The sequence below is a fragment of the Actinomadura macra NBRC 14102 genome, from assembly GCF_001552215.1.
GTDB lineage: Bacteria > Actinomycetota > Actinomycetes > Streptosporangiales > Streptosporangiaceae > Spirillospora > Spirillospora macra.
This window is the reverse complement of record NZ_BCQT01000011.1, coordinates 484335-506739: the sequence shown is the minus strand read 5'-3', so window position 1 is coordinate 506739 and position 22405 is coordinate 484335. Positions and strand designations below refer to the sequence as shown.

The 22405-nt window shown below is 69.4% G+C and carries 21 protein-coding genes; 15 read left to right on the top strand and 6 right to left on the bottom strand.

Annotation, left to right across the window (positions count from 1 at the left end):
* Positions 1-90: 90 nt before the first annotated feature.
* Together AMA02S_RS21925 and AMA02S_RS21920 are read right to left on the bottom strand one after the other, a co-directional pair.
* Complete coding sequence (locus AMA02S_RS21925; RefSeq protein WP_067461208.1) at positions 91-1131, bottom strand: zinc-dependent alcohol dehydrogenase family protein; 1041 nt, start codon at positions 1129-1131, stop codon at positions 91-93.
* Positions 1132-1161: 30 nt separating this feature from the next.
* On the bottom strand, positions 1162-2007 hold the full coding sequence (locus AMA02S_RS21920; RefSeq protein ID WP_067461207.1) for a universal stress protein: 846 nt from the start codon (positions 2005-2007) through the stop codon (positions 1162-1164).
* A gap of 265 nt (positions 2008-2272) precedes the next feature.
* Between AMA02S_RS21920 and AMA02S_RS21915 the strand changes: the two genes are divergently transcribed.
* From AMA02S_RS21915 to AMA02S_RS21875, 9 genes are all read left to right on the top strand, one after another.
* On the top strand, positions 2273-2734 hold the full coding sequence (locus tag AMA02S_RS21915) for a universal stress protein (protein ID WP_157430760.1): 462 nt from the start codon (positions 2273-2275) through the stop codon (positions 2732-2734).
* 40 nt (positions 2735-2774) lie between these two features.
* Positions 2775-4262: a bifunctional aminoglycoside phosphotransferase/ATP-binding protein gene (locus AMA02S_RS21910; RefSeq protein ID WP_067461205.1), complete on the top strand. Its 1488-nt coding sequence runs from the start codon at positions 2775-2777 to the stop codon at positions 4260-4262.
* A 210-nt stretch (positions 4263-4472) separates the two neighbouring features.
* Positions 4473-4859 carry a pyridoxamine 5'-phosphate oxidase family protein gene (locus tag AMA02S_RS21905; RefSeq protein WP_245667714.1) on the top strand — a complete coding sequence of 129 codons (387 nt, stop codon included), beginning with the start codon at positions 4473-4475 and terminating at the stop codon, positions 4857-4859.
* A gap of 19 nt (positions 4860-4878) precedes the next feature.
* Positions 4879-5391 (top strand): CBS domain-containing protein, encoded by a 513-nt coding sequence (locus tag AMA02S_RS21900; protein ID WP_067461203.1) that lies wholly within the window; start codon positions 4879-4881, stop codon positions 5389-5391.
* Between the two features lie 156 nt (positions 5392-5547).
* Positions 5548-6930 (top strand): amino acid permease, encoded by a 1383-nt coding sequence (locus AMA02S_RS21895; RefSeq protein WP_067461348.1) that lies wholly within the window; start codon positions 5548-5550, stop codon positions 6928-6930.
* A gap of 13 nt (positions 6931-6943) precedes the next feature.
* Positions 6944-8158 carry an arginine deiminase gene (locus AMA02S_RS21890; RefSeq protein ID WP_067461202.1) on the top strand — a complete coding sequence of 405 codons (1215 nt, stop codon included), beginning with the start codon at positions 6944-6946 and terminating at the stop codon, positions 8156-8158.
* On the top strand, positions 8155-9090 hold the full coding sequence (gene argF / locus AMA02S_RS21885; protein WP_067461201.1) for an ornithine carbamoyltransferase: 936 nt from the start codon (positions 8155-8157) through the stop codon (positions 9088-9090). The genes AMA02S_RS21890 and argF overlap by 4 nt, the downstream gene beginning before the upstream one ends.
* Positions 9087-9863 (top strand): amino acid kinase family protein, encoded by a 777-nt coding sequence (locus AMA02S_RS21880; protein WP_067461200.1) that lies wholly within the window; start codon positions 9087-9089, stop codon positions 9861-9863. Before argF ends, AMA02S_RS21880 begins: the two co-directional genes overlap by 4 nt.
* Complete coding sequence (locus AMA02S_RS21875) at positions 9860-10312, top strand: pyridoxamine 5'-phosphate oxidase family protein (protein ID WP_067461199.1); 453 nt, start codon at positions 9860-9862, stop codon at positions 10310-10312. Before AMA02S_RS21880 ends, AMA02S_RS21875 begins: the two co-directional genes overlap by 4 nt.
* 59 nt (positions 10313-10371) lie before the next feature.
* On the opposite strand, the gene AMA02S_RS21870 is transcribed toward AMA02S_RS21875, so the two are convergent.
* Positions 10372-12090, bottom strand: coding sequence for a GAF domain-containing sensor histidine kinase (locus tag AMA02S_RS21870; protein ID WP_067461198.1), 1719 nt, complete (start codon positions 12088-12090; stop codon positions 10372-10374).
* A 138-nt stretch (positions 12091-12228) separates the two neighbouring features.
* On the opposite strand from AMA02S_RS21870, the gene AMA02S_RS21865 reads away from it, so the two are divergent.
* The 5 genes from AMA02S_RS21865 to AMA02S_RS21850 all read left to right on the top strand — a co-directional run bounded on the left by AMA02S_RS21865 (position 12229) and on the right by AMA02S_RS21850 (position 15361).
* Positions 12229-12918: a response regulator transcription factor gene (locus AMA02S_RS21865; RefSeq protein ID WP_067461197.1), complete on the top strand. Its 690-nt coding sequence runs from the start codon at positions 12229-12231 to the stop codon at positions 12916-12918.
* Positions 12919-12994: 76 nt separating this feature from the next.
* Positions 12995-13432 carry a pyridoxamine 5'-phosphate oxidase family protein gene (locus tag AMA02S_RS21860; protein WP_067461196.1) on the top strand — a complete coding sequence of 146 codons (438 nt, stop codon included), beginning with the start codon at positions 12995-12997 and terminating at the stop codon, positions 13430-13432.
* A gap of 62 nt (positions 13433-13494) precedes the next feature.
* Positions 13495-13635: a hypothetical protein gene (locus tag AMA02S_RS42060; RefSeq protein ID WP_157430759.1), complete on the top strand. Its 141-nt coding sequence runs from the start codon at positions 13495-13497 to the stop codon at positions 13633-13635.
* A gap of 615 nt (positions 13636-14250) precedes the next feature.
* Positions 14251-15081: a GAF domain-containing protein gene (locus AMA02S_RS21855; protein ID WP_084265452.1), complete on the top strand. Its 831-nt coding sequence runs from the start codon at positions 14251-14253 to the stop codon at positions 15079-15081.
* 97 nt (positions 15082-15178) lie between these two features.
* Positions 15179-15361, top strand: a complete 183-nt coding sequence (locus AMA02S_RS21850; protein WP_067461194.1) for a hypothetical protein — start codon at positions 15179-15181, stop codon at positions 15359-15361.
* Between the two features lie 71 nt (positions 15362-15432).
* On the opposite strand, the gene AMA02S_RS21845 is transcribed toward AMA02S_RS21850, so the two are convergent.
* Positions 15433-16314 (bottom strand): universal stress protein, encoded by an 882-nt coding sequence (locus AMA02S_RS21845; protein ID WP_218005080.1) that lies wholly within the window; start codon positions 16312-16314, stop codon positions 15433-15435.
* Positions 16315-16470: 156 nt separating this feature from the next.
* Complete coding sequence (locus tag AMA02S_RS21840; protein ID WP_245667732.1) at positions 16471-18834, bottom strand: phosphoketolase family protein; 2364 nt, start codon at positions 18832-18834, stop codon at positions 16471-16473.
* Positions 18835-19182: 348 nt separating this feature from the next.
* On the opposite strand from AMA02S_RS21840, the gene AMA02S_RS21835 reads away from it, so the two are divergent.
* The gene (locus tag AMA02S_RS21835) at positions 19183-21624 is read left to right on the top strand and encodes a DUF8508 domain-containing protein (protein WP_245667706.1); all 2442 of its coding nucleotides are present in this window, start codon (positions 19183-19185) and stop codon (positions 21622-21624) included.
* A 113-nt stretch (positions 21625-21737) separates the two neighbouring features.
* On the opposite strand, the gene AMA02S_RS21830 is transcribed toward AMA02S_RS21835, so the two are convergent.
* On the bottom strand, positions 21738-22379 hold the full coding sequence (locus AMA02S_RS21830) for a DUF4360 domain-containing protein (RefSeq protein ID WP_067461190.1): 642 nt from the start codon (positions 22377-22379) through the stop codon (positions 21738-21740).
* Between the last annotated feature and the right edge of the window lie 26 nt (positions 22380-22405).

Sequence of the window (22405 nt, the reverse complement as noted above, 5' to 3'; positions counted from 1 at the left end):
CTGACCGTGACCTGCTGTCCATGGCGCGCTGTCCATGGCGGGGCGAGCCGCGGCCCCGTCAGGGTCGCGGCTCGCCGTGGGTGAACCGGCTCACCTGGTCAGGACGACCTTGAGCGCGCCGGTCTCGGCGGCGCCGGCGAACACGTCATAGGCCTTGGGGAACTCGTCCAGGGCGAAATGATGGGTCACGAACCGTGCCGCGTCGATCTGCCCGCCGGCGATCAAGCGGAGCAGCGTGGGAGTGGAGAAGGTGTCCACCAGCCCGGTGGTGATCGTGATGTCGCGGATCCACTGCTCTTCCAGGTGCAGCGCGGCAGGACGGCCGTGGACGCCGATGTTGGCGATCCGGCCGCCTGGCCGGGCCAGCGCGACGGCCAACTCGAAGGCGTCCGGGACACCGACCGCCTCCATCGTCACGTCCGCGCCGAGACCGTCGGTCAGCTCGCGCACCACCGTCAGGGGATCCTGGCGGGAGTTGTTCACGGTGACGTCCGCGCCGAACTGCTTGGCGGCCTCCAGCCTGCTGTCGGCCAGGTCGATCGCGATGACGCGGCTCGGGCTGAACAGCCTCGCCCCGAGGATCGACGCCAGGCCGATCGGACCGGCGCCGACCACCGCGACGACATCGCCCGGACGTACGCCCCCGTTGAGGACGCCGACCTCGTAGCCGGTCGGCAGGATGTCGGCCAGCATCAACGCGTCCCCGGCCGCGACACCGGCCGGTATCGGGTGCACGGAGGTGTCGGCGAACGGAACCCGCACGTACTCGGCCTGCGTCCCATCGATCTTGTGACCGAGGATCCAGCCACCGCCGCCCAGGCACTGGCCGTACCGCGCCTCACGGCAGAACCGGCAGGTCCCGCACGAGGTGATGCACGAGATCAGGACCTGGTCGCCCGGTTTCACCGTCCGCACGCCCGGCCCCACCGACGCGACCGTCCCGACCGCTTCGTGCCCGAGGATCCGCCCGTCGGTGACCGCCGGGACGTCCCCCTTGAGAATGTGCAGATCCGTCCCGCAGATCGTCACCGCGTCGACACGTACCACCGCGTCACCGGCGTCCGCGATCTCTGGCTTCGGCTTCTCCTCCCAGGCCCTCTGGCCTGGGCCGTGGTAAACGAGCGCTCGCATAGACGATCCCCTTTCCCTCATGGTGGCCGGTCAGCTCATGGCCTGCGGAATGACGGCGACCGTGCAGGGGGCATGGTGCAGCAGGGCATCGCTGGTCGCGCCCAAGGCCAGCGGTGCGACCGGGCCCGTCCCGCGGGTGCCGACCACCACCAGGTCCGCCTCGTCCGCCGCCTCGAACAGGGCCTCCCGCGGCGACCGAAGCACCAGGGAGGTCGTGGCCCGGACGTAGGAGTACTTCACCAGCCACGGGGCGACGGACCGCTCCAGGACGGAGCCGCACACCCGCCGGAGCTTCTCCTCGTCGTCGAAGAGCGAAAGGTCGCCGCCCGGAGCCGCTCCCGGTTCCCAGCAGCCGTACACCGCCCGCAGCTGCCAGCCGCGCAGCGCCGCCTGCTCGAACCCGAACGCCAGGGCGGCGTCCGCTCCGGCCGATCCGTCGACGCCCACGACCACCAGCCCCTCCTGGGGGGCGGCCGACCGGACGACCACGACCGGCCGGTGCGCCCGCGCGGGAAGGCGCAGCGCCGTCGACCCCACGGGCATCGTGTCCGGCTCGTGCGAGCCGATCACGATCACCTCGGCCTCATGCCCCTCCTGGAGCAACGCCGAGAACGTGCCGCCGTCCATCAGCCGCCCGCTGACCTGCAGGCCGGGGGCCATGTCCCTGGCGAGGGCCACGCCGTGATCGAGCAGGTGCCCGCCCATCTTCTTGATGATCGCCGCACCCTCGATGTCGACATAGCTGATCGGATACGGCCAGCGCCAGGCATGGCAGACCGTCAGCGACGTCCGCCGCAACCGCGCCTCTCCGACCGCCCACCGCAGGGCCCGTTCGCTCTCGGTCGTTCCGTCATAGCCGACAAGCACGTCACCCATGAGTCCTCCTCATTGCACTCATTCGCATCCCACCGCCCGCCGGCTCGTCTTCCTAGAGTCGGAAGACCCTCGGCCTCGGGACCTTCGGCGTGCTGTGAGCGGTCAAAGAGCGGGTACCCCTGACGGCAGAGGGCGAACGGCCTCCCGAGCCCCAGCGGGACGGGCGCTGCCGGGCTGGTGAGAGTCCGTTCGGCCGGGTCGAAGGTCCCGGGCAGGTGGGACGGTCGGCACTGACCGGCCCGCCGCCTCCGCTGCGACAGTGGAGGTGACCGAGGAGGTCCTGATGCAGGTCATGCCCGAACACCGTTGCGTCGTCGTCGGGGTGGACGGATCACCCAACTCCATCGCCGCCCTGCGCCGCTCGGCGCGGGAGGCCCTGTCACGCCACGCGCGCCTGGACGTCGTCCATGTGCTGGAACCGGGCGAGAGCAGTACGCCGCGCCTGTGGCGCGCCGCCCGGGAGTGGCTGCGGCTGCGCGACCTGGTGGCTCGCACGATCCCGCGCTCCCAGCACCTCACCACCCGCCTCCGCATCGTCTACGGCGTCGCCGGGGAAGCCCTTGTTGAGGCGGCGAAGCATGCGGAACTGCTCGTCATCGGCGCCAGGTTCAGCTCCGAACACGGGGGCCTGTTCGGCGGCGACACCGTGCCCGTGGTGCGGGATCGTGCGCCTTGCCAGCTCGTGATCTGCGCGGATCAGACGACCGACAGCACCGCGAGCCTGTGACCCGCCTCACACAGCACCCGCAAGGAAGGATGTGAGGCAGATGGCGACCGCGGCCGTGAGCGAGACCCACAGCGGCATTGTCTTCTTCACCGAGGACCGGGCTTACAAGCTCAAGAAGCCTGTGGACCTGGGTTTCCTCGACTTCACCACCCGTGAGGCGCGTGAACGGGCATGCCACGAGGAGGTCCGCCTCAACCGGCGCTTCGCCCCCGACGTCTACCTCGGCGTCGCCGACGTGCTCGGACCCGACGGGCAGGTCTGCGACCATCTGGTGACGATGCGCCGGATGCCCTCCGAACGGCGCCTGTCCAGGCTGGTGGAGAACCATGAACCCGTCGAGGACGCGCTGCGGGCCACGGCTCGGATCCTCGCCGCCTGGCATGCCGAGGCACCCCGAAGTGCGCGGATATCCGCCGAAGGAACCCGTGACGCCCTCCGGGCGCGCTGGAACGCGAGCTTCGACGAGGTGCGGCCCTTCCACGGCGGGACGATGGACCGCGCGGCGGCCACCGAGATCGAGGAGCTCACCACCGCCTTCCTCGCCGGACGCGAACCCTTGTTCGATGCCCGTATCAACGCCGGGCGCGTGGTCGATGGCCACGGTGACCTGCTGGCCACCGACGTCTTCTGCCTCGATGACGGCCCCCGCGTCCTGGACTGCCTGGAGTTCGACGAACGGTTGCGCTGCCTGGACGGGCTCGACGACGCCTCGTTCCTGGCCATGGACCTCGAACGCCTCGGTGCGCCACGGCTCGCGGAACGCTTCGTCGACTGGTACACCGAGTACGCCGCCGATCCGGCCCCGTCCTCGTTGCGCCACCATTACGTCGCGTATCGGGCGTTCGTCCGCGCCAAGGTCGCTTGCCTCCGCGTCGCCCAGGGCGATCCGCGCCCGGCGTCCGACGCGCGGGCCTTCACGGACGTGGCCCTCCGCCATCTGCGAGCCGGAGAGGTCGGGTTGATCATCGTCGGCGGCCTTCCCGGGACGGGCAAGACCTCCCTGGCGGGCGCCCTCGCCGACCGGCTGGGCTGCACGCTGCTCAGCAGCGACCGCATCCGCAAGGAACTCGCCAGCATGGCTCCCGAAGACTCCGGCGCCGCTCCCTACGGCACCGGGATCTACACCCCCGAGTGGAGCCGGCGCACCTACGGGGAACTCGCCGAACGCGCCGCACTACTGCTCCGGTCGGGAGAGAACGTCGTCCTCGACGCCTCGTGGACGTCCAAGCACGAGCGGGAACTGGTTTCCACCGTCGCCGTGCAGGAGCACGCGCGCCTGTTCGCCCTGCGCTGCGACGCACCCGCGGACCTCACCGCCGAACGGATCCGCACCCGTGCGCGCACCGCTTCCGACGCCGACATCTCGATCGCCGCCGCCATGTCGGCGCAGGCCGCACCGTGGCCTGAGGCCGTCACCATCGACACCGGTGGCGACCTGGCCAGAGCTCTCGAACAGGCACTGGCCACCGTCCGCCCGCACGGCGCCGAGGACGTATGGCCCCGCCGCCCGTACCTGTCCCCCGGGTAGCAGGCACGAGTGCTCGGTCTCGCACGTCGTCCATCGCAGTCGGCCGTCTACGGCGGCGAGGACCAAAGGTCCGTCGCACGTGGGACATCTGGCCACGAGGACCATCCCTACCAGGGACGTTCGCCTCTGCAACAACCGGTGGGCAGCGCGAATCCTGGAGGTATGAAGCGAGATGGGACAAACCTTGAGCCCCTCGGCCGCGAGGAATGCTTGACGCTGCTGCGGTCGGTCCCAGTCGGGCGGATCGTCTACACCGACCAGGCGCTGCCCGCCATCCGGCCGGTCACCTTCGTCATGGACGGCGACGAGGCGGTGGTCATCAGGACCGCGCCGGGGTCGAAGCTCGACGCCGCGTTGCGCGACGCGATCGTCGCGTTCGAGGTCGACGACCTCAACTCCGCCGCCGGTACGGGGTGGGCGGTCACCGTTATCGGGCCCGCCCTCGCGGTGACCTCCGCACCCGAGATCCGTCGTCTCGAGAGCCTGCCCCTGGTGCCCTGGCTGCCGGGCGCGCACCAGGAGTTCCTCCGCATATCCTGCGCCCGTTTGTCCGGCTGGAGGTACGCCGGCCGGCCGGTGGCGCTCGCACCCCAGTGACCGCTGTCCGGGAGGAACCATGATCATTGTTCGCAGGCCGCTGGAGAAGCGCACCGTGGCCGAGCTGATGACCAGGGACCTGCTCACCATCGCCGCGAGCGGATCGGTGCTGATGGCCTGGGAGCTGATGTGCCAGGCCGACGTTCACCACCTGCCGGTCGCCGATGACGAGGGCGGCTTCGTCGGCGTCATCGACACCCAGACCCTCACGTCGATGTGGAAGCCCGCGAGCCCGCAGGAGGCCCGCCGGCCCGTCACCACGCTCCTGCCAGCCGGCCGGCCCGTGACCGTGCGGCCCTCCGCGACCGTCCCCGAGGCGGCGCGCGCCATGCTGGAGAACGGGACGGACCACGTGGCGGTGACGGACGAGCGCAACGCCCTTGTCGGCCTGCTCACCGTCCATGACCTGGTCACCGCCCTGGCAGGTGTTCGCCGCGAGATCCCCCCTCGCACCGGGGGGATGCCGTCCCTCTACCGGGTCGAGCCCGTCCTCCCGCGCCGCCCGCAGGTTCCGCCTGCTCCGGGCTCCTGATCACGACCGTTTGGGCGCCGTGTCCGGGTCGGGACCGGTGGATCCGCGGGTCCGGGACCTTGGTCCGCTAGATCGGGGACGCATGCCCGGCGCCCACGCGACGCCGCGGTGGTCGGCTGGAAGGGCAGCGCGAAACCGAGCGTCGAGGAGGTTCTCATGAGCGCGAGACCCGTCCGCCGGAAGCTGGGTCTGTGGATGGCCTCGGCTCTCGTGGTGGGCAACATGATCGGGTCCGGGGTGTTCCTGCTGCCCAGCTCGCTTGCCGGCTACGGGCCGATCAGCCTGATCGCGTGGGTGTTCACAGCGGCCGGGGCGATTCTGCTGGCCCTGGTGTTCGCCAGGCTCGCCCGCGCCTACCCCCGCACAGGCGGACCCTACGCCTACGCACGCCGGGCCTTCGGTGACTTCGTCGGTTTCCAGACGGCGTGGGGGTACTGGATCGCCGTGTGGGCCGGCAACGCGGCGATAGCGGTCGCCTTCGTCGGTTACCTCGCCCACTTCTGGCACGCCCTTGCCACCGACAGGGTCCTGGCGGCCAGCGTCGGTCTGGCGACGATCTGGCTGCTGACGGCCGTCAACGCCTACGGGCTCCGCCAGGCGGGCGCCGTCCAGGTCGTCACGACGGTCGTCAAGCTGGTACCGCTGCTACTGATCGCGGTCGGCGGGCTGTTCTTCGTCAAGTCCGCGAACTTCGGCGAGTTCAACGCCAGCGGGGAGAGCGCGTTCTCCGCGGTGACCGCCGCGGCGGCGCTGACGCTGTGGTCGTTCATCGGGCTGGAGTCGGCGACCGTCCCCGCCGAGGACGTCGACGCCCCCGAGCGGACCATTCCCCGCGCGACCATCGCCGGGACCGCGGTCACGGCACTGGTCTACATCCTCGGCACCGTCGCCGTCCTCGGCCTGGTCCCGGCCGCCGCGCTGGCCACCTCCACCGCGCCGTTCGCGGATGCGGCGGACGCGGCGTTCGGCGGTTGGGCCGCCGACCTGGTCGCCGCCGGAGCGGCCATCAGCGCGTTCGGCGCGCTGAACGGCTGGATCCTGCTCCAGGGCCAAGTCCCGTTCGCCGCCGCGCGCGACGGTCTCTTCCCCCGCGTGTTCGCCCGCACCGGGCGGGCGGGCACCCCGGTCGTCGGGCTGGTGGTCTCCAGCGTCCTGGTCACCGGGCTGATGCTCATGAACTACAACGCGAGCCTGGTCGACCAGTTCACCTTCGTGATCCTGCTCGCCACGCTCACCACCGTCATCCCCTATGCCTACGCCTCCATCGCCGAGCTGGTGCTGCTGGCCACCGACCGCGCGGCGTTCTCCGGCGGACGCCTCGCCCGCGACGCCGTCATCGCGCTCCTGGCGTTCGGCTACTCCACCTGGGCGATCGCGGGCGCCGGCTACGAGGTCGTCTACAAGGGCACGCTGCTGATCTTCGCCGGGATGCCCGTCTACGCCTGGCTGAAATACCGCGCCCAGCGCACCGGGCAGAAGGACCAGACCATCCGAAGCGGCCAACCCGGCGACCACGGACCATCCGCCCAGGCCGCCTGAAAGGACAGACTCCGTGTTCACCGTCTCCTCCGAGGTCGGGCGCCTGCGGCAGGTCCTGCTGCACCGCCCCGACCTGGAACTCCTCCGCCTCACCCCGGACAACAAGGACGACCTGCTCTTCGACGAGGTGCTGTGGGCCAAGCGCGCCCGCCAGGAGCACGACGTGTTCGCCGACACCCTGCGCGAACGCGGCGTCCAGGTGCACTACCTCGCCGACATGCTGGCCGAGGCCCTCAAAGTCGACGAGGCCCGCGCCCAGGTGCTCGACCACACCACGTCCGAGACCGCGCTCGGCCCGACGCTCGCCGGACCGGTCCGGGCGGCGCTGGACGGCTTCGATCCCGCGACCCTCACCCGGCACCTGATCGGCGGGCTCACCAAGGCAGAGCTCGGCCTCGCCGTCCACAGTCTGCTGCTGGCCTCGCTGGACGATGGCGACTTCGTGCTGCCGCCGCTGCCCAACCACCTGTTCACCCGCGATCCCTCGGCCTGGATCTACGGCGGGGTGACGCTGCACCCGATGGCCAAACCCGCGCGGCGTCGCGAGAGCGTCCACCTCCATGCGATCTACAAGCACCATCCGATGTTCGCCGGCCGGCAGTTCCCGATTTGGTATCCGGGCACCGACTTCTCGCTGCCGGCCATCGAAGGCGGCGACGTCCACGTCCTCGGCGACGGCCTGGTCCTCGTCGGCATGGGTGAGCGCACCACGCCGCAGGCGGTCGAGTTGCTCGCCCAGCGGCTGTTCACCGCCGGGGCGGCGCAGAGGGTCGTCGCGGTCAGGCTGCCCGCGAGCCGCGCCTTCATGCATCTGGACACCGTCATGACCATGGTCGGCCACGACACCTTCACCGTCTACCCGGAGCTGCCGCCGCTGCGCTCCTACACCCTGTCCCCCGGCCGCGATCGCGGCCGTGAGGTGCTGGTGCACGAGAACGAGGCGCTGTTCCCGGCGATAGCCCGCGCCCTCGGCCTGCCCGGCGTGCACATCCTCACCGCGCGGCAGGACGTGCGGGCAGCCGAACGCGAGCAGTGGGACGACGGGAACAACGTCCTGGCCGTCGAGCCCGGCGTGGTCATCGCCTACGAGCGCAACGTCACCACCAACACCATGCTGCGCCACCACGGGATCGAGGTCGTCACCATCCCCGGTGGCGAGCTCGGCCGGGGCCGCGGCGGCCCCCGCTGCATGTCCTGCCCCCTCCAGCGAGACGAGGTCACCCAATGAAGGATCTGCTCGGCATCAGCGACCTGACCGGCGACGACCTGTCCCTACTGCTGGAACTGGCGGTCGGCTTCGAGGACAAGCCCGGCTCCGCCGGCGACCTGCTCGCGCACCGGATCGTGCCGATGTACTTCGCCAAGCCCTCCACCAGGACCCGGCTGTCGACCGCGGCGGCGGTGGCCCGGCTCGGCGGCACGCCTGTCACCATCGGACCCGACGAGCTGCAACTGCGCCGCGGCGAGACCCTCCGTGACACCGCACGGGTCATGGGCTCCTACGCCGCGGCGATCGTGATCCGGACCTTCGCCGACGCCGACGTCCGCGACCTGGCCGCCGCGGCCCCGGTCCCGGTGGTCAACGCGCTGACCGACGGTCACCATCCGCTGCAGGCCGTCGCCGACCTGCTCACCATCCGGGAGCACTTCGGTAACCTGCGCGGCCACCGCATCGCCTACCTCGGCGACGGCGGCAACGTCGCCCGCAGCCTCATGGAGGCGGCCGCGCTCGCCGGGATGGACATCGCGGTGGCAACTCCGCCGCACTACGCGCCGCAGGCGGAGGCGGTGGCGTACGCGACCGCCGAGGCCGAGCGCCGCGGCGGCCGGGTCCTGCTCACCGATGACCCCGCCGAGGCGGTCGAGGACGCGAGTGTCGTCTACACCGACGTCTGGTTGTCCATGGGCGACCCCGACCGGGAACGCACCCGCCGCATGAAGGTCCTCGCGCCCTACCGGGTCGACGACGACCTCATGGACCACGCACGCGACGACGCGGTCTTCATGCACTGCCTGCCGGCCCACCGCGGCCAGGAGGTCACACCGAAAGTGATCGACGGCGGACGGTCGCTGGCCTTCCGGCAGGCGGCCAACCGGCTGCCCGCCACCCAGGCCGTCCTGTACGCGCTGCTCACCGATCGACTGGAAGGGCACCGATGAGGATCGTCGCATCCCTCGGCGGCAACGCGTCACCGCACCTCGACGAGATCGCCCGCGGACTCGCCAAGCTCGCTGATCGGAACGAGGTGGTCATCACGCGCGGCCAGGGCCCCCGGTCCACCGGTTACCGGCTCGTCCGCAGGCTGCGCCGTCTGCTGCCGGGCCGGGAGATCGTCACCGTCCTCACCGAGACCGTCGTCGACCTCGACGACCCGGCGTTCGCCCGACCGGCCAGATTCGTCGGACCGGTCTACTCGGCCGTCCAGGCCGGCCGCCTCACCGCCGAACTCGGCTGGACGATGCGCCCCGACCGGTTCGCGTGGCGCAGGGTCGTCCCCTCCCCCGAGCCCCGAGACATCGTGGAACTGCCGACCATCGCCAGGCTCCTCGACGACGGTTGCGTCGTCATCGCCATCGCCAACGGAGACGGCGTCCCCACCGGCGGCGACCATCACGGCGTCGAGGCCATGGTGGACGAGGACCTCGCCGCCGGACTGCTCGCGGCCCGCCTCAAGGCCGACACGCTACTGCTGCTCACCGACGTCCCGGCCATCATGCGCGACGATGGCTCCCGTCACCCAAGTCCCATCCGCGAGATCACCCCGGACGAGCTGCGTTCGCTGACGCCGCCCGATGACGCCATGAACGCCACGGTCGAGGCGGCCTGCCGTTTCGCCGAGCACCGCCGCGGCGCCGTCGCGGCGATCGGTCACCTCACCGACGCGCCCGAGCTCCGCACCGGGGCCGCGGGAACCCGAATCGAGGTCCCATGACCGACAACCTTCAGCCGCTCGACGAGACGACCTGCCTGGACCTGGTCCGGGGCGTCCCCGTCGGGAGGATCGCCTGGGCCGAGAGCGACGGGCGGGTCAGCGTCCTGCCCGTCAATTTCGCGTTGGACGGGAATGCGATCGTCTTCAGCACAGCCGAGGGCGCGAAACTGAACGCCGTACGTGAGGGGCGTCTCCTCACCTTCGAGGCGGACGAGTTCGAACCGGCGCTGCGCACCGCTTGGAGCGTTCTCATCACCGGCACCGCCGAGATCGTCACCGATCCCGAAGAGATCCGGCGCCTGCGGGCCTTGTCCCTCGCGCCCTGGACCCGCGCGCCGGAGAACCTGCTTGTCCGCCTGACTCCCCGCACGGTCACCGGCCGCCGCATCCCCCTGCACCCCGGTGGCGTGACCAGAGAGAATCTCGGAACCACGGACGATCTCCCGTAGCCGCCGGGGCCTCGCCCGGCACCGCGCCAAGCTCTCGCTTTCAGGCGTCTGAGTGGGCCCTACGCATCCTTGAGCGGCACGCGCCAGAGCAGCACCGTGCCTCCGCCCGACCGTGCCCGCGTGGTGAAGGAGCCGCCGAGCCCCTCCGCCCGCTCCCGCAGGTTGCGCAACCCGCTACGGCGCCCGCCCTTCGGGATCCCGACCCCGTCGTCCTCTACGCGGAGCTTCAACTCGTCACCAACGTCGATCACCACGGACGCCTCGGACGCGCCGGCATGGCGGGCCACGTTCGACAGCGCCTCCCGCACGACCGCGAGCACATGCTCGCCGACGTGCTCGTCGACCCCGGTGTCCAGCAGGCCGTCCAGCCGCACCGAGGGGGCGAACCCCAGGTTCTCGCTGGCCGCGTCCACGACCGCGTGGACGCGGCTGCGCAGCGACTCCTCCTCGGCCGGGGCCTGCAACGCGAAGATCGAGGAACGGATCTGCCGGATGGTGTCGTCCAGGTCGTCCACCGCCTGCTGCACTCGCACCGCCACGTCGCGCTTCTGTGTGATCTTGATGGCGGACATCAGCGTCATCGCGGTGGCGAACAGCCGCTGGATCACGGTGTCGTGCAGATCCTTGGCGATACGGTCGCGGTCCTCCAGCAACGCCAGCCGCTCGAAGTCGCGGCGCCGCTCGGCCAACTCCAGCGCCACCGCGGCCTGACCCGTGAACGCCTCCAGCAGCCGCTGCGTCCCCTCGGAGAAGACCGCCCCGCCCGGAGGGTTGATCACCGAGATCACCCCGCGTGCCGACTCACCGACCCCCAGCGGCACCGTCAGCAGTGGCCCGACGGGCAGTTGGGTCGGCAGGCCGGCCTCACTCGCCGCCGCGCCGCCATCGGCCAGCCGCAGCGCGACACCCTCGCGGTAGGCCCTGCCCGCGATCGAGCGGTCAAGCGGCACCCGCAGACCCCGCAGCCGCGCGGCGTCATCGCCGTCGGCCGCCACCACCTGGAACTCGCCGGCCGCCTCGTCGACGACCGCGACGGTGGCCAGCGCGGCATCGGCGACCTGCCGGGCCCGTTGCGCCAGCAAGGACGTCACCTCGTGAAGGCCGGTGCCCGAGAGCAGGGCGGTGGAGATCTCCGCCGACGCCTCCAGCCACCGCTCCCGCCGCCTCGTCTCCTCGTACAACCGGGCGTTCTCGATCGCCACGCCGGCGGCGGTGGCCAGCGCGGTCACCACGATCTGGTCTTCCTCTTCGAACTCCCCGCCGCCGGCCTTCTCGGTCAGGTACAGGTTGCCGAACACCTCATCGCGCACCCGGATCGGAACCCCGAGGAACGTCCGCATCGGCGGATGGTTGTCCGGGAACCCGTACGACTCGCGATGCTGGGAGAGGTTGGCCAGCCGCAACGCGTGCGGCTCCTTGATCAACAACCCGAGGATGCCGTGGCCGTGCGGCCAGTGCTCGATCGCCGCGATCTGCTCGTCGGTGACACCGACCGTGATGAACTGGACGAGCCTTTCCCCCTCCTCACTGATCACCCCAAGCGCCCCATAGTGGGCGTCGACCAGCGTGGTGGCGGCCTCGATGATCCGCCGCAGCACCGTCTCCAGATCCAGCTCACCGCCGATCGAGACGACCGCCTCCAGCAGCGCGTGCACCCGGTCCCGGGTGGAACGGGCGGTCTCCAGCCGGGCCTGGAGCTCGGTCAGCAGATCGTCCAACTGGAGCTGCGGAAGGATCAGCCTTGCGCGATCGTCGCCAGCATGAGGTTCCTGAGCCACATCGCCAGTATCCCCGTTCGGGACATCGTGAGTATCCCCCTCCCGGACGGAGATTGGGCGATTCAGGACCTTGGTCCTCGCGAACATGGGACCTCGGCTGCGTGTGCGTGTCACCGCGGAGCGGGTAGGTTCTGCTCCATGAGCGACGGCGCCCCCCGAGACGGCAAGGTCATCAGGGTCTTTCTGATGGACGACCATGAAGTCGTGCGCCGCGGTGTGGCCGCCCTGCTGTCGGCCGAGGACGACATCGAGATCGTCGGCGAGGCCGGTACCGCCGCCCATGCCCTGGCCCGCATCCCCGCCGCCCGTCCCGAAGTGGCCGTCCTGGACGTCCGGCTGCCCGACGGCGACGGCGTCACCGTCTGCCGCGAGATCCGCTCGCAGATGCCGGAGCTGGCCTGCCTGATGCTCACCTCCTTCGATGACGAGGACGCCCTGTTCGATGCCGTCATGGCCGGTGCCTCCGGCTACGTCCTCAAGCAGATCCACGGCTCCGACCTCGTCGGAGCCGTGCGCACCGTCGCCACCGGCCAGTCCCTCCTGGATCCCCGTAGCACCGCCCGCATGCTCCAGCGCATCCGCCAGCGGCAGGAGACCAAGGACCCTCTCGAAGGACTCTCCGAGCAGGAACGGCACATCCTGGAGCTCATCGGCGAAGGTCTCACCAACCGGCAGATCGGCGAGCGCATGTACCTGGCCGAGAAGACCGTCAAGAACTACATCTCCAGCATCTTCACCAAGCTCGGCATGAAGCGCCGCACCCAGGCCGCCGCCTTCGCCGCACAGCTCAAGGCCGACACCTCCAAGCCCAAGAACGCAGCCGAGTAGATCATCTGCGGAACGGGCTGGTGAACGGGACGTTCGTCCCTAACGCCAGGTGCCACAGGGCAAGAATGCTGAATACATGCAGCTCGATCACAGTGGTCTGGAGGTCCTGGGTGTCAAGGAGTGCCGCTCCCTGCTCGCCCGCGCGGTGGTCGGCAGGGTGGTCTTCACCGACCAGGCCCTCCCGGCCGTGCAGCCGGTCAACTTCACCCTTCACGCCGATGATGTGATCATCAGGACCTCCCGGGCGTCGCGGCTCGCGACCGCCGCCACCAACACCGTCGTCGCATTCGAGATCGACGAGTTCGACGCCGAGGCCCGCACCGGCTGGTCGGTCGTCATCGTCGGCCAAGCCCGCCTCGTCACCGCGGCCGATGAGATCGCCGTACTGGAGGACCTGCCGTTGCGGAGCTGGAGACCCGAAGGCCGCGATCACTTCATCCGCATCCGTCCCGAGATCGTCTCTGGCCGCCGCATTCCGGAGGTCCCGTGCGCGGCCATCACGGCAGACCCCTGAGCCGCGCACCGGGCCGGACTCCGACCTGTGCACCAGCGCAGTGCCAGTGACGCAAGGAGACGGTGTCGGCCGCGGACGAGCTGCCCCCGCTGAGGTTCCTCGGACTCCAGGCCGTGATCGCCCCACCCCGCCATGACCGAGGTTTCGACTCCGCGGCCCTCGACGCCGCCGCCTGGCCCCGCATCACCGCCGTCGCCGCCTGAAGGCGGTGAGCAGTCGGCGGACCGGGTGGTGGGCACCTGCGGGTCACGGGAGCCAGGGCGGCCGCGCCAACGGCAGGGGCGGTCGGCGACCCCTGGCGCGCTCCACACGTCCCAGGGGGGCATGCCTGGGGAGGCACGGCCGGAAGCGGCCACCTCCGACCGCGCACACCTCTGATCTCGGCGAGGGACCGCGCATCCATTCTCAGAGCATTAAAGCGGATGGCGCGATCGAATAAACCGGGAAATCCCCGGAGAGTTATTCCGTGGAAACACGGATCTTGTCCTGGAGGACGCGCCGGCCCTCTCGCACCCTGGGGCGGCAACTGACCCACCGGAAGCGTTAGCACATCTATTAATGCCGTTGTCGCAGGTCACGGTAATGATCAAGCTCCGCACGCCCTGCACGCAGAGATGCGCGCCATGACCGGGTTTCCACGGAGGCAATAGCCTGACACCCAGGTCAGCTTTTCCAAGTCACGCAACACAAGAGGCGTTGGACGCACGAGCGGGCGGCCCAGTTCACATCGACGGTGACCGAAAGCGGACTCACGGAGAGTAATGTGCGGGCATCGCTGCTGGGTAAAGCTTGATTAAAGTGACACTGGAAAACAATTAATGTGGATCTCGAATATCGAACGGGAGGGCGAGATGCGACAACTTGATCAGCGGAGTCATACCCACGCAAGCCGAATGGGTAGAGTCCTCTCCAGCCTCCCCGCCGCTCTGATCCTGGGACTCGGAACCGCCGTACCCGGGGTCATCGTCGGCGCGACAAACGGACAACTGAAGATCGCCTTGATGGCGGTCCTGGTTCTGTCGACCCTGATGAACGCAGTCGGCGCGTGGGCCCGGCAACGGCGTTCCTATACCTACCGCGCGCTCGCGTCACGTGCGGTGCGGGCCGTCGTCGGTGCCGGTCAACCCGTGGTCATCGCTCTGGGTGAGCTATGTTCGACCGACGAAAAGGTGGAATGCACCCGAAAACTCGATTTACTGCAGGAACGAGTTCTCAATACCGCACTCAGCATGTGCGGCCTGGGAGATGTGGAGCAAAACCGGGCGGTGTTCTACCGGCTCGATGAGCAGGGCACCGAACTGAAGCGCGCGGCGTGGACCGGGAGACGCGATGAGCCTCGCCGTTCCTTCCTGGCCTCCGATCGCCCACATGGCCGAAACATGATCGAATTCGCGCAATGCGTGACCTCAGAACGCGCTGATCTGGTGGACGATGTCATGAGCGACCGCACCCGCGGCAGCTTCGATCATCGGCGGGTCACCTACAAGAGTTTCATCTCGGTCCCGGTGGCGGTCGGAGATCACGGCTACGGCGTTCTGACGGTCGACTCCTCTGTGATCGGCAATTTCACCGCCAGCGACAGCGGCACGCTTCTGCTGCTCGCTGGTGCACTGGCCGCGGGGCTAGCCCATCACCGCGAGATTGTGTGACGATACTCGCGATGGGGAGCCACGAGAGGTGATCACAATGCCTGTAGGTGCGCGTACCGGATCTAGACCCGAACCGTCCGAAGGACAGGTCATCGAAATGGCCGAACGCGTCGCCCGCGGCGACCTATCCGACGACACCTACTTCGCTGTGATCGACCGGCGAGCTCGGATGCTGGTGGAAGACGAGGCACGCCGGCCTCGGCTGCTCCGGTGGTGGCGGCGGACCAGGAACGTCCCCGCCACCCGCGTCCAACGTGGCGACCACCACCCGGCCGGCTGAATCAGCACGTCCCCGGTTGCCGCCCGACTCTGGATGGTCGGGCGGCAGGGGGCCACACCGGACGTGCCCGTTCATGCCGCGTCGTGCGCCTCAGACCTATGGGCGACGGCCACCGGGCAGGGGGCGTGGTGCAGTAGCGCGTGACTCACCGAGCCCAGCAGCAGCCCGCGAAAGCCCCCGAGCCCGCGCGTCCCCACCACCAGAAGTCTGGCGGTCTTCGCCGCGCTGAGCAGAACTTCGCGTGGCGGTCCTGTCACCACCTCGGTCCGGACGGCAACGTCGGGGTGCGTGGCATGCAGCGGGCCGGCGAGTTGGGCGAGGCGTCGTTCGGCCAGTTCGCGCAGCCCTTCCTCGTCGATCAGCGGCGCCTCTTTGACCTCGGCTGAAGCGGGCCAGGCCAACACCACCGACAGTTCCGCCCCATGCAGCCGTGCCTCAGCGAACCCCAGATCCAGCGCCGCCAGCGACGAGGGCGATCCGTCCACGCCCACCACGACGGGACCGGGGCCGTCCTGCCGGCCGCCGGACGTCTCGCGCATGACCACGACCGGGCAGGGGGCGTGCGCCGCCAGTTCGGCCGCCGTGGAGCCCAGCATCAGCTCGACGAACCCTCCGTGGCCACGCGAGCCCACGACGACGAGCTCCGCCTCCGCGGCGGCGCGCATCAGCACGGAGGCCGCGCCGCCGGTCCCGAGCACCGCGTGCACGTCCTCGGTCTCCCTACGGGCGTGTTCGACGCCGGTGGCCAGGACCGTCTCGGCGGCCGCCTTCAGGTCGGAGACCGGGACCGCGATCGGAGCGGCGCCAAGGTAGACCTCCCAGGCGTGGCAGACGGTGATCGGCGCGCCCCGGAGCCGCGCTTCAGCAGCTGCCCACCGAACCGCGACCTCGCTCTGCGCGGAACCGTCGTACCCGACAACGATCCCCCGTGCACTCTCCTGGTCTGTCATCATGCTCTCCGCTCTCCGGGCCGACACCGGTCCCGTACGAGTCCGGTGATCCTTTGGCCCAGCCAACTCCGCCCTGGCGAACGCCCCTAGGGTCAAAGGTCCCCCGACGGCGGTCCGGACGAACATGATCCGCCTCAGGCGCCTCTCGGTTCGTCCGGTTCAGTAGGGCCAGACCCAGTCGCCGACTTCGGGGGCGTCCTCGCCGTGTTCACGGGTGTAGGCCCGCAGCCGCAGCCGCTCGTCCATCATGCGCTGCCGCAGGTGTCCCACCCGGCCGCCCAGGCTCGGTACCCGGTCGATGACGTCCATGACCAGGTGGAAGCGGTCCAGATCGTTCAGCATCACCATGTCGAACGGCGTGGTGGTGGTGCCCTCCTCCTTGTAGCCGCGGACGTGCAGGTTGTGGTGTCCGTTGCGGCGGTAGGTGAGACGGTGGATCAGGTACGGATAGCCGTGGAAGGCGAAGACGATGGGCTTGTCCGCCGTGAACAGAGAGTCGAACTCGGCGTCGGACAGTCCATGCGGGTGTTCCTGGACCGGCTGGAGCCGCATGAGGTCGACCACGTTGACGACCCTGACGCGCAGGTCGGGCAGGAACCGCCGCAGGATGTCGACGGCGGCCAGCGTCTCCAGGGTCGGGACGTCACCGGCGCAGGCCAAGACGACGTCGGGATCGGCGCCACCATCGGTGGACGCCCACTCCCAGATGCCGATGCCGCGCGTGCAGTGGTGCTCGGCCTCCTCCATCGTCAGCCAGACCGGCGCGGGTTGTTTCCCGGCGACGATGACGTTGACATAGTCGCGGGAGCGCAGGCAGTGGTCCCCGACCGACAGCAGGGTGTTGGCGTCCGGGGGCAGATAGACGCGGGTGATCTCGGCCTTCTTGTTGAGCACGACGTCCAGGAAGCCGGGGTCCTGGTGGGTGAAGCCGTTGTGGTCCTGCCGCCACACGTGCGAGGACAGCAGGTAGTTCAGCGATGCGATCGAACGCCGCCACGGCAGGTTCCGGGTGATCTTGAGCCATTTGGCGTGCTGGTTGAACATCGCGTCCACGATGTGGATGAACGCCTCGTAGCTGTTGAACAGGCCGTGCCGTCCGGTCAGCAGGTAGCCCTCCAGCCAGCCCTGGCACAGATGCTCGCTGAGGACCTCCATGACCCGGCCGCTGCGGGCCATGTGCTCGTCGGTGGCACGTATCTCACCCTCGAAGACGCGGTCGGTGACGTCGAAGACGGCGCCCAGCCGGTTGGACGCGGTCTCGTCCGGCCCCATGATGCGGAACGAGCGGGAGTTGCCGGAGACGACCTCGCGCAGATACTCCCCCAGGACGCGGGTCGCCTCCGCGGTGGCGGTGCCGTGCTTGTCCACCGGCACCGCGTAGGCGCGGGGATCGGGCAGATCCAGTGGACGCAGGAGAAGCCCGCCGTTGGCGTGCGGATTGGCGCTCATGCGTCGGTCGCCGGCAGGAGCCAGATCACGCAACGCCGCGGACGGCTGGCCCTGGTCGTCGAAGAGCTCTTCAGGACGGTAGGAACGCAGCCATGCCTCCAGTTGCGCGAGATGGGCAGGGTCCTCACGGACGCGAGCGAGCGGTACCTGGTGGGCCCGCCATGTGCCTTCCACGGGCAGCCCGTCGACCTCCCTGGGCCCCGTCCACCCCTTCGGGGTACGCAGGATGATCATCGGCCAGCGGGGGCGGTCCCGCGCCCCGTCCTCGCGGGCGGCGCGCTGGATCTCAGCGATGTCGTCCATGGCCTGGTCGAGCGCCGCCGCCATTTCCCGGTGCAGACGAGCCGGGTCGTCTCCCGACACCACGATGGGTGCGTGCCCGTATCCCTCGAAGAGCCGGATCAGCTCCTGTTCGGAGATGCGGGCCAGCACCGCCGGGTTCGCGATCTTGTAGCCGTTCAGGTGCAGGATCGGCAGCACCGCACCGTCCTGTACCGGATCCAGGAACTTGGTGGAGTGCCAGCTCGCCGCCAGTGGGCCGGTCTCGGCCTCGCCGTCGCCGACGATGCACGCCACCACCAGGTCGGGGTTGTCGAAGGCGGCGCCGTAAGCGTGCGCGAGGGAGTAGCCGAGCTCGCCGCCCTCGTGGATCGAACCGGGCGTCTCGGGCGCAACGTGGCTGGGCACGCCGCCGGGGAAGGAGAACTGCCGGAAAAGCCGCTTCATCCCGGCCGCGTCCTGAGAGATCCGGGGATAGACCTCGCTGTAGGTCCCCTCCAGCCACGCGTTCGCCACGGCCGCCGGGCCTCCGTGCCCCGGCCCCATGATGTAGATCATGTCGAGGTCCCGGGATGTGATCACCCGGTTCAGGTGCACGTAGCAGAAGTTGAGGCCCGGTGAGGTCCCCCAGTGTCCCAGCAGCCGTGGCTTGATGTGCTCAGGCCGCAGCGGCTCACGAAGCAGCGGATTGTCCAGCAGGTAGATCTGGCCTACCGACAGGTAGTTGGCCGCCCGCCAGTAGGCGTCGACGAGTTCAAGGTCGGCGCCGGTCTGCGGCATGCCGCTGGGAGCCATGGACGTCACGTTTCCTCCCGGGGGTCGTTGTCCCCAGCGCATCACGCGCTCCGCCTCGATCGTCAGGGCCGAAGGTCACATGTCACTTGTCGTTCATACAGACCGAGCCGCCCACCCAGGACGAGCCCTTGGTGCGCGCTGGGATCCCCACGACCGCCCTGCGGGATCGCCCTTGGAGCGCAAGCACCTGCGTCGTTTTCTCCCTTTATGTCTTGTTTGTAGCTTGGATTTCGTTATGAAGGAGAGAATCAAGAAACGGTTGTATTAACACTCATACATAGCCCGCGTAGTTCATGGTCATCACAGCACGATGCTCCTGGGGACCCCTACATCTCAGGAGCACAACCAGTGGCATCACCGAAGACACGTCGCCCGATCATGGCGGCGTGCGTGCCGTTCGTGGTGGCGGCGACGATGACAGCAGTGCCGGGAACCGCGGAGGCACTCTCGTCCGACGTGGTCATCTCCGCCGTCTACGGCGGCGGTGGCAACGCCGGCGCCACGATCAAGAACGACTTCATCGAGTTGGCCAACCGCACGGACGCACCGATCGACGTCTCCGGCTGGAGCGTCCAGTACGCCTCGGCGGCCGGTGCCGTCTTCCAGATGACCAACCTCACCGGCACCATCCCCGCGCACGGCCGCTACCTCGTTCGGCAGGCGGCGGGCGCGGGGGGCACGCTCGAACTGCCGACTCCCGACGCCTCCGGCAGCGTTCCGATGTCGGCGACCTCCGGCGTCGTCGCCCTGGTCACGGCTCAGATCCCGCTGGTCGGTTGCGGCATCAGCTGCGCGACCGCCCCCAACGTCAAGGACCTGGTCGGCTACGGCGCGACCGCCAACGTCGAGACCCTCGCGGCGCCGGGGCTCACGAATACCACGGCCGCCGCCCGCAGCGGATCGCTCGCCGACACCGACAACAACTCGGTCGACTTCACCTCGGGAATACCGAAGGCCACCAACACCGCGGGCACCTCCGTCACGGCCGACGACACCCCGGGCGGGGGCGACCCCACGCCCGGTTCCACCCGCATCCACGACATCCAGGGCACCGGACGCATCTCTCCGATCGTCGGTCAGAGCGTCACCAATGTCCCGGGCATCGTCACGGCCGTCCGCACGACGGGCAACTCGCGCGGGTACTGGTTCCAGGACCCCTCTGCCGACGCCGACCCGCTGACCTCCGAGGGCCTGTTCGTCTTCACCGGCTCCACCACCCCTGCCGTCGCCGTCGGCGACTCGGTGCTGGCCACCGGCCGCGTCACCGAGTTCCGTCCGACAGCCGGTGCGCAAGCGCTCACCGAGCTCGGCGGACCGGTCAACACCATCAAGCTGACCAGCGGTAACGCGCTGCCGGCGGCGGTACCGGTCGCCCTCCCCGACGCCTACACCAAGCAGGGGAGCCTCGAAGCCCAGCCCCTCGAACCCGGCTCGTACACCCTGGACTGGTACGAGGTCCACGAGGGTATGCGGGTCACCCTGACCGAGGACACCCGCCTGGTGAGCCCGGTGAACGAGTTCAACGAGCTGTGGGTGCAGACCAAGCCGAACCAGAACCCGACCCCCCGCGGTGGAACGATCTACAAGTCCTATGACGATCCGAACAGCGGCCGTCTCCTGCTCACCGGCCTGAACGGCGCGCCCGAGGGCAACGTCGGCGACACCCTCAGGGCCGGCAGCACCGGCCCGCTCGACTACCAGTCCTTCGGCGGCTACGTCATCGAGGCGACCGACCTCGGCGAGCTGAACAACAAGGTCCTCAAGCGCCAGCAGGTGGCGCCGCCGAAGAAGGCCGGCGACCTGTCGATCGCCACCTACAACGTCGAGAACCTCGCCGCCACCAGCCCGCAGTCGAAGTTCGACCGGCTCGCCCAGGCGGTCGTCACCAACCTCCGCTCGCCCGACATCCTCACCCTGGAGGAGATCCAGGACAACAACGGCACCACCAACGACGGTGTCGTCGCCGCAGACGAGACCGTCACGAAGTTCATCGCGGCGATCCAGGCCGCGGGAGGCCCGGCCTACCAGTGGCGCTCCATCAACCCGAACGACGGGAGCGACGGTGGCGCGCCCGGCGGCAACATCCGTGCGGTGTTCCTGTTCAACCCGGCCCGCACCACGTTCGTCGACCGTCCGGGCGGCGACGCCAACACCGGGGTCACCGTCGTGCGTCAGCGCCCGACCAGCAACCAGATCTCCCTGTCGGTCTCGCCCGGCCGCATCAACCCGTCCAGCGACGCCTGGAACGCCAGCCGCAAGCCACTCGTCGGCGAGTTCCTCTTCGACGGCAACAAGCAGTTGTTCGTGATCGCCAACCACTTCAACTCCAAGGGCGGCGACTATCCGCTGACGGCCGCCGTCCAGCCGCCGGTCCGCGGCAGCGAGGTCCAGCGCGTCAAGCAGGCGACCGAGGTCAACACGTTCGTGAAGGACCTGGCCACCCAGAGCGCCGGCCGGGCCCGCGTCGTCGTCCTGGGCGACCTGAACGACTACCAGTTCAGCCCGACCCTCCAGACCCTCACCGGCAACGGCACGGTGCTCAACGCCCTGGTCAACTCGCTGCCCGAGGACCAGCGCTACAGCTACAACTTCGACGGCAACAGCCAGGTCCTCGACCACATCCTGCTCAGCCCGTCGATCAAGGGGTACTCGTACGGCATCGTCCACATCAACAGCGAGTTCGCCGACCAGGACAGCGACCACGACCCGCAGATCGTCCGCATCCTGACCGGCTGCGACGTCGACCCCCTCCCGGCCCGCTGCCTCCCCGGCAGCCCCGTCACCGAATAGCAGGCCCCCGCCAGACCGAAGATGGCCGGTTCAAGGTCTGATCTTGAACCGGCCATCTTCGTACGCAAAGCCGCGTAGCGTCGTACCCGTGGCCTGCGTGACGCAATCAGCGTCTAGCACTCCTTCCAGGCGAAGTGGTAGACGGTCCGCACGCTGCCGTCCGCGGAGTCGAAGGACATGAAGCTGGTCTCGCCGGACGAGGAACTGCCCTTGTCCACGCGCAGTTCGGTGTTGATGTTGAAGTTACGGTCCTCACCGCACGGCTTCCAGACGAGCTCGCTCACCGGCGTCCGGTCGGTGAACTGCCAGTTGTCGGAATACTCGCCGCGCACGATGTGGCTGGCGGACGAGGTCTGCGACGAGCCCTGGTGGTAGTAGCTCGCGCGCTCCATTCCCGACGCGCCGTCGGCCAGGCTCGCAAAGCCCCGGTAGTCGGCGCTGGCGATCGCGTAGGTGAATCCCTGCGGGATGTGGACGGCCAGGCTGAGCTGGCAGTTCTTGCGGAAGTCGGTCGGCTTGGAGTCGCCGCCGGCCTGCGCGAGGTAGTCGCTGTAGGTGACGGTGAACGAGGTGTTGTCGCTCGCCGCGGACACCGCAGCGGTGCCGGCGCGGCAGCCGGAGCCGTTCACGGTGCTGACCTGGACGGTGATCCGGTCGGGGGGAGGCTCTACCGCCGCCGACGCCACCGGGGGTATGCCTGTGGTCAGCACGAGAGCGGAGAGGCATACCGCCGAAGCAGTCACTCCCTTGCGCATGGACTCATCTCCTTCAGAGGGTTGCT

Excerpts from the sequence above, each read along its gene's own strand:
- AMA02S_RS21860 (WP_067461196.1), top strand. The coding sequence starts at position 12,995 with ATGCAGCTCGATCACAGTGGTCTGGAGGTCCTGGGTGTCAAGGAGTGC.
- AMA02S_RS21830 (WP_067461190.1), bottom strand. The coding sequence starts at position 22,379 with ATGCGCAAGGGAGTGACTGCTTCGGCGGTATGCCTCTCCGCTCTCGTG.
- argF (WP_067461201.1), top strand. The coding sequence starts at position 8,155 with ATGAAGGATCTGCTCGGCATCAGCGACCTGACCGGCGACGACCTGTCC.
- AMA02S_RS21880 (WP_067461200.1), top strand. The coding sequence starts at position 9,087 with ATGAGGATCGTCGCATCCCTCGGCGGCAACGCGTCACCGCACCTCGAC.
- AMA02S_RS21900 (WP_067461203.1), top strand. The coding sequence starts at position 4,879 with ATGATCATTGTTCGCAGGCCGCTGGAGAAGCGCACCGTGGCCGAGCTG.
- AMA02S_RS21875 (WP_067461199.1), top strand. The coding sequence starts at position 9,860 with ATGACCGACAACCTTCAGCCGCTCGACGAGACGACCTGCCTGGACCTG.
- AMA02S_RS21895 (WP_067461348.1), top strand. The coding sequence starts at position 5,548 with ATGAGCGCGAGACCCGTCCGCCGGAAGCTGGGTCTGTGGATGGCCTCG.
- AMA02S_RS21910 (WP_067461205.1), top strand. The coding sequence starts at position 2,775 with ATGGCGACCGCGGCCGTGAGCGAGACCCACAGCGGCATTGTCTTCTTC.
- AMA02S_RS21850 (WP_067461194.1), top strand. The coding sequence starts at position 15,179 with ATGGCCGAACGCGTCGCCCGCGGCGACCTATCCGACGACACCTACTTC.
- AMA02S_RS21845 (WP_218005080.1), bottom strand. The coding sequence starts at position 16,314 with ATGATGACAGACCAGGAGAGTGCACGGGGGATCGTTGTCGGGTACGAC.
- AMA02S_RS21840 (WP_245667732.1), bottom strand. The coding sequence starts at position 18,834 with ATGGCTCCCAGCGGCATGCCGCAGACCGGCGCCGACCTTGAACTCGTC.
- AMA02S_RS21855 (WP_084265452.1), top strand. The coding sequence starts at position 14,251 with ATGTGGATCTCGAATATCGAACGGGAGGGCGAGATGCGACAACTTGAT.
- AMA02S_RS21925 (WP_067461208.1), bottom strand. The coding sequence starts at position 1,131 with ATGCGAGCGCTCGTTTACCACGGCCCAGGCCAGAGGGCCTGGGAGGAG.
- AMA02S_RS21865 (WP_067461197.1), top strand. The coding sequence starts at position 12,229 with ATGAGCGACGGCGCCCCCCGAGACGGCAAGGTCATCAGGGTCTTTCTG.
- AMA02S_RS21920 (WP_067461207.1), bottom strand. The coding sequence starts at position 2,007 with ATGGGTGACGTGCTTGTCGGCTATGACGGAACGACCGAGAGCGAACGG.